The sequence below is a fragment of the Nocardia sp. NPDC060259 genome (assembly GCF_042728775.1).
GTDB lineage: Bacteria > Actinomycetota > Actinomycetes > Mycobacteriales > Mycobacteriaceae > Nocardia.
Map to the genome: position 1 here is coordinate 21,770 of NZ_JBHXAY010000016.1, position 13,563 is coordinate 35,332.

Genomic DNA, 13,563 nt, shown 5'->3' on the forward strand with positions numbered 1-13,563 from the left:
ACCCATGAGCCCAGTGTGACGCAAGGAGAGTACTTCAGCGGGGAGGCTCGGGGAAGGGATCAACGAGCCCACATCGCTGGATTTCGTACTTCGGCACCCGGTCGATCCGGTACTTCGCGAAAGTCAGCGCATGGCGCAGGTTGTGCTTGAACCGGTCGACGGTGAGCGGGTCACGGGTGGAGAGCATCAGCGCCTGCGTCTGCGGGCACGAGAACGCCGTGCGTGCCTGGGTGACCCAGTCCTCGTCCATGTACCAGGGCATCCACGGATGGATGTCGACCATGCCCGAGTCGACCACCACCCAGTCCGGGTACAGGCTCTTGTCGTGCCCGATGCGGCCGTCGGCGAGCCGGTCCGAATGCGCTGCCAACGGGTAGGCCAGGCCCATCGGATCGATGACGCGCACGTCCAGCGGCACATTCATGCTGGTCATGCCCAGGTTCAGGAAGTAGACCGTGTGCCCGGCGCCACCTTCGGGGATCGGCTGCGGCGGCGGGTCGAGGTACCAGAACGTGAACGACGGCGAGTTCAGCAGCAGGCCGCCGTTGGGGTTGGCCGCGATGTCGTTGACCATCGCCCGCATGCGCGGATAGTCGAGGTAGTCCTCGGCCAGGATCGGATGATCCCTGCCGGTGTTGAGCACGTAGTAGACGCGCTCGTCGACGATGCCGGACGAACTGATCTTGGTGCCGGTCTTGATGGCGGTGGTGCTCGCCGCGTACAGCGACCAGCCCGCGGTGCCGAGCAACGCGGCGAGCACGACGACCGTCGACCAGTCACGGGGGCTGAACGTGCGAAGCCGGATCGGCACGACGGCCACCGGCAACAGCAGCAGGAACAGCTGGGTCAGCAGCATCCGGCCGTGCATGAAGTCGCCGCCGACGCGGATCGCGTAGACGGTGAGCAGCAGACCGCTGACCAGGACCAGCACGACGACCGCGCTGGGCGAGCGCAGCCAGGTCCGGAACCCCGCGACCGACCACGTCGGCCGGACCGTGATACCACGCGCCACCGCGGTCACCGCACCGGCGATCAGCAGCACGAGCAGCGGAATCCACAGGTAGTACGGGCCGACCAGGTCCCAGAGGTACTTCATGCCCTGGCCCCACTTGGCCCCGCCCGCGTCCTTGGCGACCGCGGTGTTCGGGTAGGGCAGGCCGTAGTAGCCCATCCGCCAGATCTGGTAGGCCACCGGCACGATCCCGGCGACGAACACGATCAGCGCGCGCAGCACGATCGGCCCGTACCGGAACCGCGGCATCGGGGTCAGGAAGATCATGCCGAGCGCGAGCGCGCCGATGAGGGTGGCCTCCGGCCGGATCAGCGGCGCGAGACCGGCGAGGAAGACCAGCCCGAGCAGGCTCGGCACGCGAACCACCGCCGCCTGGCTCCAGCGGATCAGCAGCCACCACAGCAGCCCGATCCAGCAGATGACAAGGCCGCTCTCCAGTCCGGAGGTGGCGTAGTCACGGGCGGGCGGCAGCGCGATGTAGACGAGCACACCGGCCGGGATCAGCAGCTGACCTGTGCTGCCGCCCCACAGCCGGGCGGTGCCGAGCATGGCGAACACGATCGCCAGCAGCGAGGCCACCAGCGCGACGCCGAGCACAACGTACTCGAGCCGGGCCTGGGTGAGCCAGCTGAAGAACCAGACCACGTACGTCCACGCGGTGCTGGTATTGGCCTCGACCCGCTCGCCCATGTTGAAGACGGGGCCGTTGCCTGCGAGCAGGTTGCGCACCGTCCGCAGCACGATGAGGCCGTCGTCGGCGATCCATCGCCGCTGCCAGGCACCCACCGCGAACAACACGACGGCGAGCACAACCCCACCGACGAAGGTGGCGCGGGACAGAATCGCGAAACGCGCGGCAGGGCGTGCCGACTGCTCGTCGTCGTGTAGCCGCTCGTATTCGGTTGTTTCCTGCTCCGCTACCACGATCTCGTCAGGTGAGATAGACAGCGACACCTACCGCTCCGATCCAGGCAATAGCGAGGAACTGCAGGATGCGGTCCCCCAGCGCGATCTCTTCGGGTTCACCGGCCTCGCCACCATCGACGTCGACCGCGTAACGCAGGATTGCGATGGTAAACGGAATCATCGAGATCGAGTACCACTGGGTGTCACGCAGCTCGTCCTGCTGGAATGCCCAGAGGCCGTAGAAGATCACGACGGCGGTGGCCGCGAGTGTCCAGATGAAGCGCAGGTAGGTCGGCGTGTAGTACTGCAGCGACTTGCGGATCTTCGCGCCGGTCTCCAGCGCGATCTGCAGTTCGGCGTAGCGCTTGCCCGCCGCCATGAACAGCGAACCGAACGCCATGATCAGCAGGAACCACTGCGACAGCGCGATGCTCGCCGCCGCGCCACCGGCGACGGCGCGCAGCAGGAAGCCCGACGAAACGATGCAGATGTCGAGCACGGCCTGGTGCTTGAGGCCGAGGCAGTAGGCCAGCTGGATGGCGATGTAGATGGCCATCACCACGGCGAGATGCCAGGACGCGAGGAACGAACCGGCGATCGAGCCGATCAGCAGCACCGCGGCGAGCCCGTATGCCAGGTTGACAGGGACGACGCCCGCGGCGATCGGCCGGAACCGCTTGGTCGGATGCGCCCGGTCGGCCTCGACGTCGAGCGAGTCGTTGACCAGGTAGATGCCCGAGGCCGCCATGCAGAACACGACGAACGCGATCGCGACGTGCACAAGCACGCCCGCGTCGCCGACAGCTTCCGGCCCGACGGCCAGCGGCGCGGCGAGCACCAGGACGTTCTTCACCCACTGACGTGGGCGCATGGCCTTGACGACGCCACCGACGAGGGTCTTCGGCGGGCCCTTCACAACACCTTCGTCGAGGACGGCGGCGGACGGTTCTTCGCTCATCTCAGCCAAGGTTCTTTCGGTTGCGGTCACTGTCGGAGTCTCTTTTCGGCGGCTAGCACGGCAGCTGCCGACGCGGCACCCAATGCGGAACCGGCGAGCACGTCGGAAGGGTAATGCACACCGAGCACGACCCGGGAAAGGAGCATCGGCGGCACGAGCACCGCAGGCAAGGGTAGCCCGGTCAACCTGCCGAGCAACACCGCCGCCGCCGTAGTCGAGGTCGCGTGCGAGGACGGGAAGCTCAGTTTGCTCGGCGTCGACACGTTGACCTGCACCGCAGGACTGTTCGGACGCGGGCGCCGGACGATCCGCTTGATCACGATCGACGCGGCATGCGCGCCGACGGCGCCGACCGCGACACCGGCCCACTGCCGACGGCGCCGCTTGTCGACCAGCCAGCCCGCCGCGGCGATGCCGACCCAGCCCAGCGCGTGCTCACCGAAGTGCGACATGCCGCGCGCGGCCGAGACGACGGCCGGGTTGGTGCCGATGGTCGTCTGCACGGTGTTGATGATGCCGACCTCGAGCGGAACCTCGATGTACTCGTCGTCGCCGCACGCGCAGGCGCACTCACCGCCGCAGCCTTCCTCGGCCAGCTCCAGCTCGGGCAGTTCGGGGTTGATCGCGTTCACTTCTGGGTTCCGTTCAGGCCGAAGGTCTTCTCCCACGCCGCCGTGCTGGTCAGCTCGGCGTGCGCGGCCCGGTAGCGCTGCTGCATCTCCGGGAAGCGGGCGGTGAGCTCTTTACGCAGGCGCATCGCTTCCTTGAGGAGCTCGGCGGCCTTGCGCGGGTCGCGCTTGCGGTAGACGACGCCACGCCCGTCGGCGGTCGTCACGGTGACGCCGTCGACCTGGGACAGCAGGAACCAGCGCGCGTCCAGCGTCGGCACGTTGAGCTGCGGTGTCTCGTGCGCGGCCGGGTCGGCCTTGCGGAAGTTGTGCACGACGCCCTTGGCCAGGCGCGCGACCTTCGCGATCGGGTTGCCCGGCTCGCCGGTCGCGCCGACGCCGTGCCGGTTGGCCAGCGGCAGCTCCGTCGATGACGGCAGCACCACGGCGTCCGGGTACTGCTTGCGCATGGCGTGGATCTTGCCCAGCGCGCTCGGCAGCAGGTCGAACAGGCCCTCGGGCCCGGCCAGGAAGTCGCGGATCGCCTCGTTCTGGATGGCGACCGTCGAGTACTCCAGGCACAGCAGGTGCTTGAGGGTGGCCTTGACCGTGTTCACGATCATCGGCTTGCCGTCGCCGGGCAGGTGCAGCGAGGCGACGACAAGGCGGTTGCGCAGGTGGAAATACGCCTGCCAGTCGATGGCGTCGTCCTTATCGGACCAGGCCATGTGCCACACGGCCGCGCCGGGCAGGGTGATGGTCGGGTAGCCGGCCTCGCGGGCGCGCAGGCCGTACTCGACGTCGTCCCACTTGAGGAACAGCGGCAGCGGCTGACCGATCTGCTCGGCAACCTGGCGCGGGATCACGCAGGTCCACCAGCCGTTGAAGTCGACGTCGATGCGCCGGTGCAGCAGCTTGGAGTTGTCGCGGTCCTTGAGCGGGTACTTCGAGAAGTCGTGGTCGTACTCGACGTTCGGCGCGGAGGACCACATGAAGATCCCGCGGTCGACGACCTCGCCCATGCTGTGCAGGTGCGAACGCTCCTGCAGGTTCAGCATCTGCCCGCCGACCAGCAGCGGCGACTTGGCGAACCGGGAGAACGCGAGCGCGCGCAGGATCGAGTCGGGCTCGATCTCGATGTCGTCGTCCATGTAGACGATGAACTCGGCGTCGGTCTTGAGCGCCTCGTACATCACCCGGCTGTAGCCGCCGGACCCGCCGAGGTTGGGCTGGTCGTGGATGGAGAGCCGGTCGCCGAGGGTCGCGGCGGCCTCGGTGAAGCCGGGCTCGTCGACGACCTTGCGGTTGCCCTGGTCGGCCACGATCACCTTGGTGACATTGCCGAGCACCAGCGGGTCGGAACCCAGCGCGGCCAGCGTCTTGACCAGGTCGGTCGGCCGGTTGAAGGTGGGCATGCCGACCGCGATGGTGCCGGTGCCCGGCGCGTCCTGCGGCGCGTACCAGCCACCGGCGAGCAGCGTGACCGCCGTGTCGGTGGTGATGTCGAACCAGATCCAGCCGCCGTCCTCGAACGGACCGAGATCGGTCTCGAACGCCACGGTCACCGACTCCGCGCCCTGGGCGACAGCGAATTCCTTGCCCTGCACATGGATTCGCGAGCCGTCGGCCTTGGAGCGGTAGACGTCGACGCGGCCGTGCCCGGCCAGTTCCAGGCGAAGCACCACCGAGTTCAGCACGCTCCAGCGCCGCCAGTAGCTGGCGGGCAGCGCGTTGAAGTAGGTGCAGAACGACACCTCGGACTCGGCGCCGATCGAGAGCGCGGTCCGGCTGGTGGCGTGCGCGCGGCGCGCGTTGGTGGTGGATTCCTCCAGGTAGAGGGTCCGCACGTCGAGCGGCTCGCCCGGACGCGGCAGGATGATCCGCTGCAGCAGCGCCTTCGCTCGCGTCTCGGTGGTCACGTCGTCGAGCACCGGCGCGCTCACGCCTCGTCCACCAGGGCCGCGCCGGACTCCAGGTGCGGGCGCAGCACGTTCTCGAACATGCTCAGCGCCGAACCGATCGCCATGTGCATGTCCAGGTACTGGTAGGTGCCGAGGCGGCCACCGAAGAGGACCTTCTTCCCGGCGGTCTCCTCTTTGGCGAGCTCGCGGTAGGCCAGCAGCTTGGCGCGGTCCTCGGGAGTGTTGATCGGGTAGTACGGCTCGTCGCCGGTCTGCGCGAAGCGGGAGAACTCGCGCATGATGACCGTCTTGTCGGTCGGGTAGTCGCGCTCGGGGTGGAAGTGGCGCGGCTCGATGATGCGGGTGTACGGGGCGTCGGCGTCGTTGTAGTTCATCACCGAGGTGCCCTGGAAGTCGCCGATCTCGAGTACCTCGGTCTCGAAGTCGATCGTGCGCCAGCCCAGCTCGCCCTCGGCGTAGTCGAAGTAGTGATCCAGCGGGCCGGTGTAGACGACCGGAGCGTCCGGGCTGGCCGCGACGATCTCGTCACGCACGTCGAACCAGTCGGTGTTCAGGCGCACCTCGATGAGCTCGGAGGCGGCCATGTTCTCCAGCCACTTCGTGTACCCCTCCTTGGGGAGGCCCTCGTAGGTGTCGTTGAAGTAGCGGTTGTCGAAGGTGTAGCGCACCGGCAGGCGGGTGATGTTGCCCGCGGGCAGTTCCTTGGGGTCGGTCTGCCACTGCTTGGCGGTGTAGTCGCGCACGAACGCCTCGTAGAGCGGGCGGCCGATCAGTGAGATCGCCTTCTCCTCGAGGTTCTGCGCGTCGGCGGTCTCCACCTCGGCGGCCTGCTCGGCGATCAGCGCCTTGGCCTCTTCGGGGGTGAAGTAGCGGCCGAAGAACTGCGAGATCAGGCCGAGTCCCATCGGGAACTGGTAGGCCTGGCCCTTGTGCAGCGCGAACACGCGGTGCTGGTACCCGGTGAACTCGGTGAACTGGGTGACGTAGTCCCACACCTTCTTGTTCGAGGTGTGGAACAGATGCGCCCCGTACTTGTGGATCTCGATACCGGTTTCCGGCTCCGGCTCCGAGTAGGCGTTGCCACCGAGGTGGTAGCGGCGGTCGATCACCAGCACCCGCTTGCCGAGCAGGTTCGCGGCACGCTCGGCGACGGTCAGGCCGAAGAAGCCGGAGCCGACCACGATCAGGTCGTACTGGTTTGCCGAAGTGGCGGAATCTGCGTTGACGGAGTTACCCGGGGACGATGCGACGGTCACGGGTGCCCAGCGTATCGGAAGACCGCAGATTGTCCCGGCGGAGTCACCGACCTGGGCCTGACCTGGGTCGATTCGGCCGCCTCAGCGGTAGGGGTGGTGCGGCGGGGCGCCGGGATAGGGAGTGACCTGTCCCTGCACGGATCCACCGGGATAGGGCATCGCTTGTCCGTGGGGGTATCCACCGGGGATCGCCCCGTGCGGTGTCTGTCCAGCGAAGCCGGATGGCACCTGCGGAGGTCGTCGACCCTGCGTCCGGGTCGTGGTGGCTGCCGAGACCAGCATCAGGATGAGCATGAGCACCGACAGCACAGCCCCCGCCCCGGCGATCCGCCTCCCAGATTCGTCGTCGAAAAGCAGACTGTCACCCCAGCCCGCGTCGATCATGACGACGTGCAGCATGATGGTGAATATCGAGTCCAGCCCGAGCACGTTCAACGCGAGATACCCCACCGCGAGGACGCCGGCCATCGCCCGACCTGCCTTCACCCGCCGCGCGAGCAGCAGCGCGGCAACCACCCAGAGCAGCGCGGCGACCAGGTGCGCCAGGGTCATGGCCAGGACTCGGCGAGTGTCGTCCGGGTAACCGGAGCCGATCAGCTGGATCGCCCTGAACCCGCCGACCGTCGCGCCGGCAGCAACCCCGGCGAGCACCACGGCGAGCGCGATCGCCGCCCGGTGTGTGAGCGCGCCCCGTGTGCCGGAACGTCTCGCCCGCGTTTGGGCACCCGGAAACCCTTGATGTCCCGGATATCCGGCCATCGGCATCCCGGGCAGCACGCTCGCGTCCGTAGCCGGCGATTGCCACCATTCACCGGCCGGCTGTCCTGGGCCCGCCGATCCGAGATAGGGCTGCCCGGGGAACACCCCGGGCATAGCCCCGGCCGGGCCTGCAGGCGAGCTCGGATAGCCGATCGCGGGTACTCGCTGATCCGCGCTGGCACCGGCGGGCAGCGGGTGGTCATGGCCGTAGCGCACGGTCGCGGGCGCCAGGCCATTGCCTGGCGAGACCGGCTGAGCCGCACCCGCATTCGGATCGTGGCCGGATGGATGGCTCATGCGTTGTCCCCCGTGTTCGCGCGGATCGTCAGTTGTACGGGTACGGAGGGTACGCGGGCTGGCGGCCTGCGCGGATCCAGCGGCCGGTGGACGGGGCTGCGGCCATGACAAGGATCAGCAGGGGAATCGCTCCGACGATGACGGCGCCGACAAGTGTGGCCGGAGTGGTTTCGTAGCCGGTTTCCGCACTGTTTTCCACGATCGCGGCTCCCGCCGACAATCCGATGCCGATCAGGCTGATCGAAGAAAGGAGGATGAGGAGCACCCGGCCTGCGGTCTTGCGCCGGAACAGCAGGATGGAGCCGAGCAGCAACAGCAGAGCTGGGGCTGAGCCGATCGCGAGGCCGATCGCCACTTCCTCACGGCCCGCTTCGTCCCGAGCGCTCGTGGCGTCGGTGCTCAGCAGAATCGCCAAGCCGATGCCGAGGCCGCCCAGGGAGATCAACGACAGCAGCAGTGCGATCACCGCGGCAGTGATCGCGGTTCCGCCGCCGGCCCGGGGCTGACCGTAGCCCGGGTAGGGGGCGGCTCCGTAAACCGGTGCTCCGTAACCATATTCGTGGCCCGGGGCCGGATAGGACTGGACACCATAGGCCGGTGCGCCGTGCGGTTGCGCGGGGTAGCCCTGCTGGGCGTAAGGATCTGCGCCGTAGCCTGGTTGCGCGTAGCCGCCCGCGTACGGGTCGTTGCTCTGTTGCGGGCCGTACGGATACCCCATTGCGAATCCCCCTCGTGGAAGCCGTCTTCAACACCTACGCGCCCGAACCGACGTGCCCGCGCCGCTGTCCGACGCTGACCCGCCGAAACTATACGGTCGGCCCGACAGCGTGGTCCGGCCGAGCGTAGGCCGCCGTCCACGGCAGTGCCGCGGGCAGCAGCACCAGCGCGCCGAGGACGACGGCGGCCAGCGCCGCCGCCCAGCTGTGGTTCACGATCGCCGTCACGGCACCGGGTACCCCGCCGAAGCCGATCGGAATCGAACGGATCACCGGCTCCTCGGCGAACCAGTGGATGCCGTACTCGGAGTCGTAGTTCACGAGCGTGGCCAGCAGGCCGAGCACACCGAGGCCGACCTGCGCGCTCGCCGCGACGATGAGCACCCACCGGCCGGTCTGGTCGCGCCGCGCGAGCAGCAGCCCGCCGTAGCCGAACGCGAACGCCGCCACCAGCGCGCCGAGCGTGGTGAACAGGGTCAGCGAGTCGTCGAGCCGGTCGGGGTCGGCGAGAAAGGCGCGCACGAGAATCACAGTGCCGAGCAGATTCGCCGCGGCGGCGATGGCGGCGCAGCACACGGCGGTAATCGCCGTCACGTCACCGATTGTCGACTTCGTTTCCTGCACGACCATGCTCAGAACCTATCCCGTGCCGTGCCGACGCGTGGTGGTCCAGCGCCGCGTCGGCTCACTCAGGCTGAGCACGAGGATCACCACATTGAGCGCGAGCCAGAAATCCAGCGGCCCCAACCGCCACCCGTGACTCGACCCGTTGAGCACGATGACCAGCAATGTCGCACCGGCCATCACCGCGGACATGGTGACCAGCATCCGCCTGCCCAGCATCCGCCGCCGCAACAACAGCAACGCCCCGAGCAGATAGACCACCCCGAGCCCGCCGACGATCCCCGCCCCCACGTAATCGAGCTCGATCTCACGTCCGAGCGCCAGCACCACCGCCGTCGCCGTGCCGACGATGATTCCCGCACCACCGACCAGCACCCCGAGCCATCCCGCGACCAGCGCGGTCACCGCGCGAGAAGGCCGCTCCGGCCGCACCTGATCCACCACTGTCCCCGCTACTTGTCGACGTCGCCGTCAGTTATACGGCGGAACGGCCGATCGCGGGGTGTTCGCAGGTGCGGACGGACCGCTCGGCCGGGCATCGATCCAGCGGTGGGTCGCCGGAAGTAGCGCCATGACCAGCAGCACCACGCAAGCGAGCGCGAGCCCGACATAGATGACCTGCGTCTGGGCGTACTTCGCCGTCGCGAGCGGGACGAGGCAACCGAAGATCCCGAGACCGCCGCCGATGATCACCATCGTCAGCCCGGCCGCGCGCCGCGCGAGCAACAGCGCTCCGCCCAGGCCGAGCAGCACGAGGAAAACCGCGCCGGTGGCGAGTTCGAGCTGGTTCTCCAACTCGAGCCCATCCCAGTCGACTTCGCTCGTGGGATCCCGCATTTCCTCGACCACTCGGAGCCCGGCGTACCCCATCTGCACCCGGACCAGTCCGACCAGCCCACCGACGATTGCACCGATTCCCGCGATCATTGCCGATGCGGGAGGCGTACGGTCCGTACCACGCTGCGGCGGAAAGCCCTGCGGTCTTGGCTGATGGTTCATAGCTCCCCCGAGATACCAAAACAGTGTCCAACGCCCAGCATCCGGGCGCGGGGGAAGCCTACCGCTGTCTCGCACCTCGGCGGTCGAGTGCGGATCACGCCGACAGCCACGCCCGGACGGCTGTCATCCGAGCGCGGCTGTCGCACTGTATTCCGGTCACCCGACCGTCATTCGTCAGGCGGACTTCCCCGCGACGTACGCGCGGAACGCGTCGAGGATGTACTCGGACGTCCCCTCGCCGTGCACGTCGTAGTTCTTCCGGAAACGCGGGTCGGCGACGTACATCTCGCCGAGTCCGAGCAGGTACTCGTCGGTCACCGGGCGGCCCTGCGTTCCGTCACCGAGCCAGGCGCGGTGCCTGGCGACGATCGCCTGGACGGTCTCGCCATCGACGGGAAGTCCAGCGGCATAGGCCTTTCCGAAGTCGGCGGCGATGTCGAGCTGGGTCTGCAGGAACGCCTTCTTGCCGTCTTCGGTCAGCGAACGCCACCAGCGGTCGCCGCTTTCGTAGGCATCCTTGCCCCAGCGTTCGGTGACCTCATCCTTGTACTGAGTGTGGTCGAAGCCGTCGAAAACCTCTGCGGCCATGAGTGGTTCACCTCTTTCGGTCTTGTGCAACGTGGTGGACACCGACTCGATCTGGCGTGCGATCCGATCCTGTTGCTGCCGAAGCAGTTCCAGGTGGGTGCGCAGGGCGCCCGCGGTGTCCTGTTCACCGGCGAGGACCTCGGCGATCACCGGGAGGCCGAGGCCGAGTTCGCGCAGCAGCAGGATGCGCTGCAGGCGGATCAGGGAGTTCTGGTCGTAGTAGCGGTAGCCGTTGGCGCCGGTCCGGCTCGGCTCGAGCAGCCCGAGCTGGCCGTAGTGGCGCAGCGTCCGGCTGGTGGTGCCCGCGGCTTTCGCGAGGTCCTGGATGGACCATTCACCCGCCATGACCACTCCCTTTCTCGTCGGTGTCTCCAGTCTGCAAGTTGACGTTACGTCAAAGTCAACACCGAAAGTCAGAACCCGATCTCGACCTCGACGGTGTCGCGTTCGGTGTACATCCGCCAGTACCGCGCGCCGAGTTCGTCGTTGCCGATCCGCGGCAGTTCCAGCCCGGCGGGGATCAGCTCGGGATGCGCGTCGACCTGCCGCTGGACGGCGCTGTTCTCGATGAGCGCGCCGATCGCGAGCAGCCCGACGTAGACGCCGGTGCCGTCGAGTTCGGCGGCCAGCTGGCGGACGTAGGCGCGCTGGGCGCCGAGCGCGACACCCATATTGGCCAGGTAGGGCTGCAGATTCGCCTCGGAGGCGCCCGAGGAGAACAGCAGGGCGCCGCTGCCGCGCGCGACCATGGCGGGCAGCAGCGCGCGGCTGAGCTGGATCGGCGAATACACCTTCAGCGCGAACGGCAGTTCCAGCGCCGACGGGTCGACATCGCGGGTGGACGCGCTGCGGATCGACATCCCCGCCGCGGCCGCGTGCACCGCCACCTCGATCGGCCCCAGCTTCTCCGCTACCCGTGCGATGACCTCCGCGGGCTGCGCCGGATCGGTGATGTCGGCGGCGAACGCCTCGGCCTCGATCCCGTCCGCGCGCAGGGCCTCGGCGCGTTCCGCGGCCGCGTCCGGGTCACGGCCGATCACCGCGACCCGAAATCCGTTGCGACCGAAGTGCCGCGCCGTTCCCGCGCCCAGCCCGGGTCCGTATCCGAAGATCGCGAGCGTGCTCATCCGACTACCTCACTAAGTTGAGCGATGGTTCAGTTATCGGCAACGTAGCACTAACTTGAACCATGGCTCAAGATAAATCGCACCGCTGATTTGTAGGATCGGCGAATGCCCGAGGACAAGCCGTTGCGCAGCGACGCCAAGCGCAACCGCGACGCGCTGGTCACCGCGGCCCGCGAGCTCTTCGAGGAACGCGGGCTCGACGCGCCGCTCAAGGACATCGCCGCGCGGGCCGACGTCGCGATCGGCACCCTCTACAACCGTTTCCCCACCCGCGACGACCTCATCGCCGCCGCCGTCGCCGACCGGGTCGAGGCAGGCACCGCGATCGCCGAGCAGGCGCTCGAACTCACCGACCCGTGGGAGTCGTTCACGTTCCTCGTCGAGCGGATCTGCGCACTCCAGGCGAGCGACCGCATCCTCGGCGAGCTCGCCCTGCGCAATCCACCGAGCGCCGCGCTGGAGCGGGCACGCGAGCACGGTCACGCGCTGATGCGCCGGATCATCGCCCGCGCTCAGGAGGCCGGAGCGCTGCGCCCTGACTGGACACTCGAGGACATCGCCTTCATCACCTGGTCGCATACGAGTGTCGTCGCCGCGACGGCGAGCGTCGCCCCCGAGCTCTGGCGCCGCAACCTCGCCCTGATCCTGGACGGCCTGCGCGCGAAAGCCGCGCACCCCCTGCCGGTTCCGGCCCTCACCGAGGACCAGTTGATGCAGGCGATGCGCGGCTGAGCCGACCGGCTACTCAGCGGGCGGTAGCTTCGGCCGCCGAAACCGCTTCCGGCGCAGGCAGAACCGCGACCTCGGTGATCGCGACAGCGGCGTCGTCGATGTCCTCGGGCGGGAACGGTTCAGCCACCACCGGCGCGGGCTTCGGCGGAATCTGGCCGAGCACGGTGCCGGCGAGAGCGATGACGAGGCCGAGGATCTGCAACGGAGTGAGCGCCTGACCGAGGGCGATCCAGCCGATCACCGCGGCCGACATCGGGCTCAGCAGACCGAGGAACGCCACCGAAGTCGCGGGCACACGCGAGATTCCGCGGAACCACAGCCAGTACGCGAGCGCGGTGCCGATGATGCCGAGGTACAGGTAGCCACCGATGGCGGCACCGTCGAGCGCGGGCGGAGCGCCTTCGAGGAGCACCGCGAGCGGCAGGATGAACAGCCCACCGGCGGTGAGCTGCCAGCCGGTCATCGCCAGCGGACCGACGCCGTCGGGGCGTCCCCACTTCTTGGTCAGCACGGTGCCCGCCGACATCGCCGCCGCGCCGGCCAGTCCGGCGACGACACCGATCGTGTCCAGCTCGGCGTTACCGCGCAGCACGACCAGCGCGACGCCGAAGACGCCGATCACCCCGGCGATCACCTTGCGCCGGGTCGGCGCCTCGGCGAGCAGCACGGCCGCGAAGCCGAGTGCGATCATCGGCGCCACCGCGCCGAGCACCCCGGCCACGCCGCCGGGCAGCCGGTACGCGGCCAGGAACAGCAGCGGGAAGAACGCGCCGATATTGAGCACGCCGAGCACCGCGGCGCGGCCGAGCCAGATGCCGCGCGGCAGCACCCTGGTCAGCGCCAGCAGCACCAGGCCCGCGGGCAGGGCGCGCATCAGGGCGGTGAACAGGGGCCGGTCCGGTGGCAGGAATTCGGTGGTGACGGCGTAGGTGGAGCCCCACACGATCGGGGTGAGGGCGGTGAGTGCGAGGGTGCCCGCGTAGCCGGTCGGGCGGGTTGCGGTGGTCATGTTCACTCCTGATTGATAATCTCAACATTGAAATATCTACCCGGCGGGAT

Annotated in this window: 14 protein-coding genes; 1 reads left to right on the forward strand and 13 read right to left on the reverse strand. The window is 68.4% G+C overall.

From position 1 onward, the window contains the following. Positions 1-34 precede the first annotated feature (34 nt). The 12 genes from zomB to ACFWF2_RS09520 form a co-directional block, all read right to left on the reverse strand. Positions 35-1,966 (reverse strand): flagellar motor control protein ZomB, encoded by a 1,932-nt coding sequence (gene zomB, locus ACFWF2_RS09465; RefSeq protein ID WP_379306327.1) that lies wholly within the window; start codon positions 1,964-1,966, stop codon positions 35-37. Beyond that, positions 1,944-2,876 carry a decaprenyl-phosphate phosphoribosyltransferase gene (locus ACFWF2_RS09470; RefSeq protein ID WP_189032058.1) on the reverse strand — a complete coding sequence of 311 codons (933 nt, stop codon included), beginning with the start codon at positions 2,874-2,876 and terminating at the stop codon, positions 1,944-1,946. Before ACFWF2_RS09470 ends, zomB begins: the two co-directional genes overlap by 23 nt. Before the next feature lie 26 nt (positions 2,877-2,902). Beyond that, on the reverse strand, positions 2,903-3,415 hold the full coding sequence (locus tag ACFWF2_RS09475; RefSeq protein WP_379306427.1) for a phosphatase PAP2 family protein: 513 nt from the start codon (positions 3,413-3,415) through the stop codon (positions 2,903-2,905). A gap of 89 nt (positions 3,416-3,504) precedes the next feature. Next, on the reverse strand, positions 3,505-5,427 hold the full coding sequence (locus ACFWF2_RS09480; protein WP_379306329.1) for a glycosyltransferase: 1,923 nt from the start codon (positions 5,425-5,427) through the stop codon (positions 3,505-3,507). Beyond that, a complete protein-coding gene (gene glf, locus ACFWF2_RS09485; RefSeq protein ID WP_379306331.1) occupies positions 5,424-6,662 on the reverse strand; it encodes a UDP-galactopyranose mutase in 1,239 nt (412 codons plus the stop codon). Before glf ends, ACFWF2_RS09480 begins: the two co-directional genes overlap by 4 nt. Positions 6,663-6,743: 81 nt before the next feature. Further along, entirely contained in the window at positions 6,744-7,718 is a 975-nt protein-coding gene (locus ACFWF2_RS09490; protein WP_379306333.1) for a hypothetical protein, read from the reverse strand. A gap of 28 nt (positions 7,719-7,746) precedes the next feature. After that, positions 7,747-8,436: a hypothetical protein gene (locus ACFWF2_RS09495; RefSeq protein ID WP_379306335.1), complete on the reverse strand. Its 690-nt coding sequence runs from the start codon at positions 8,434-8,436 to the stop codon at positions 7,747-7,749. 88 nt (positions 8,437-8,524) lie between these two features. Beyond that, positions 8,525-9,064, reverse strand: coding sequence for a hypothetical protein (locus tag ACFWF2_RS09500; RefSeq protein WP_379306337.1), 540 nt, complete (start codon positions 9,062-9,064; stop codon positions 8,525-8,527). Positions 9,065-9,073: 9 nt separating this feature from the next. After that, entirely contained in the window at positions 9,074-9,502 is a 429-nt protein-coding gene (locus tag ACFWF2_RS09505; RefSeq protein ID WP_379306339.1) for a hypothetical protein, read from the reverse strand. 27 nt (positions 9,503-9,529) lie between these two features. Beyond that, on the reverse strand, positions 9,530-9,985 hold the full coding sequence (locus ACFWF2_RS09510) for a hypothetical protein (protein ID WP_379306341.1): 456 nt from the start codon (positions 9,983-9,985) through the stop codon (positions 9,530-9,532). 246 nt (positions 9,986-10,231) lie between these two features. Next, positions 10,232-10,990, reverse strand: coding sequence for a TipAS antibiotic-recognition domain-containing protein (locus ACFWF2_RS09515; protein ID WP_379306343.1), 759 nt, complete (start codon positions 10,988-10,990; stop codon positions 10,232-10,234). A 68-nt stretch (positions 10,991-11,058) separates the two neighbouring features. Beyond that, positions 11,059-11,772, reverse strand: a complete 714-nt coding sequence (locus tag ACFWF2_RS09520; protein WP_379306345.1) for an SDR family NAD(P)-dependent oxidoreductase — start codon at positions 11,770-11,772, stop codon at positions 11,059-11,061. Between the two features lie 105 nt (positions 11,773-11,877). On the opposite strand from ACFWF2_RS09520, the gene ACFWF2_RS09525 reads away from it, so the two are divergent. Beyond that, positions 11,878-12,504 (forward strand): TetR/AcrR family transcriptional regulator, encoded by a 627-nt coding sequence (locus ACFWF2_RS09525; RefSeq protein WP_379306347.1) that lies wholly within the window; start codon positions 11,878-11,880, stop codon positions 12,502-12,504. A 13-nt stretch (positions 12,505-12,517) separates the two neighbouring features. Here the strand turns inward: ACFWF2_RS09525 and ACFWF2_RS09530 are convergent, their stop codons facing one another. Continuing rightward, complete coding sequence (locus ACFWF2_RS09530) at positions 12,518-13,513, reverse strand: EamA family transporter (protein ID WP_379306349.1); 996 nt, start codon at positions 13,511-13,513, stop codon at positions 12,518-12,520. Positions 13,514-13,563: the final 50 nt, after the last annotated feature.

What these genes read in the sequence shown, in the direction of transcription:
- ACFWF2_RS09470 (WP_189032058.1), bottom strand. Translation starts at nt 2,876, where the DNA reads ATGAGCGAAGAACCGTCCGCCGCCGTCCTCGACGAAGGTGTTGTGAAG.
- ACFWF2_RS09490 (WP_379306333.1), bottom strand. Translation starts at nt 7,718, where the DNA reads ATGAGCCATCCATCCGGCCACGATCCGAATGCGGGTGCGGCTCAGCCG.
- ACFWF2_RS09495 (WP_379306335.1), bottom strand. Translation starts at nt 8,436, where the DNA reads ATGGGGTATCCGTACGGCCCGCAACAGAGCAACGACCCGTACGCGGGC.
- ACFWF2_RS09500 (WP_379306337.1), bottom strand. Translation starts at nt 9,064, where the DNA reads ATGGTCGTGCAGGAAACGAAGTCGACAATCGGTGACGTGACGGCGATT.
- ACFWF2_RS09510 (WP_379306341.1), bottom strand. Translation starts at nt 9,985, where the DNA reads ATGATCGCGGGAATCGGTGCAATCGTCGGTGGGCTGGTCGGACTGGTC.
- ACFWF2_RS09515 (WP_379306343.1), bottom strand. Translation starts at nt 10,990, where the DNA reads ATGGCGGGTGAATGGTCCATCCAGGACCTCGCGAAAGCCGCGGGCACC.
- ACFWF2_RS09520 (WP_379306345.1), bottom strand. Translation starts at nt 11,772, where the DNA reads ATGAGCACGCTCGCGATCTTCGGATACGGACCCGGGCTGGGCGCGGGA.
- ACFWF2_RS09525 (WP_379306347.1), top strand. Translation starts at nt 11,878, where the DNA reads ATGCCCGAGGACAAGCCGTTGCGCAGCGACGCCAAGCGCAACCGCGAC.
- ACFWF2_RS09530 (WP_379306349.1), bottom strand. Translation starts at nt 13,513, where the DNA reads ATGACCACCGCAACCCGCCCGACCGGCTACGCGGGCACCCTCGCACTC.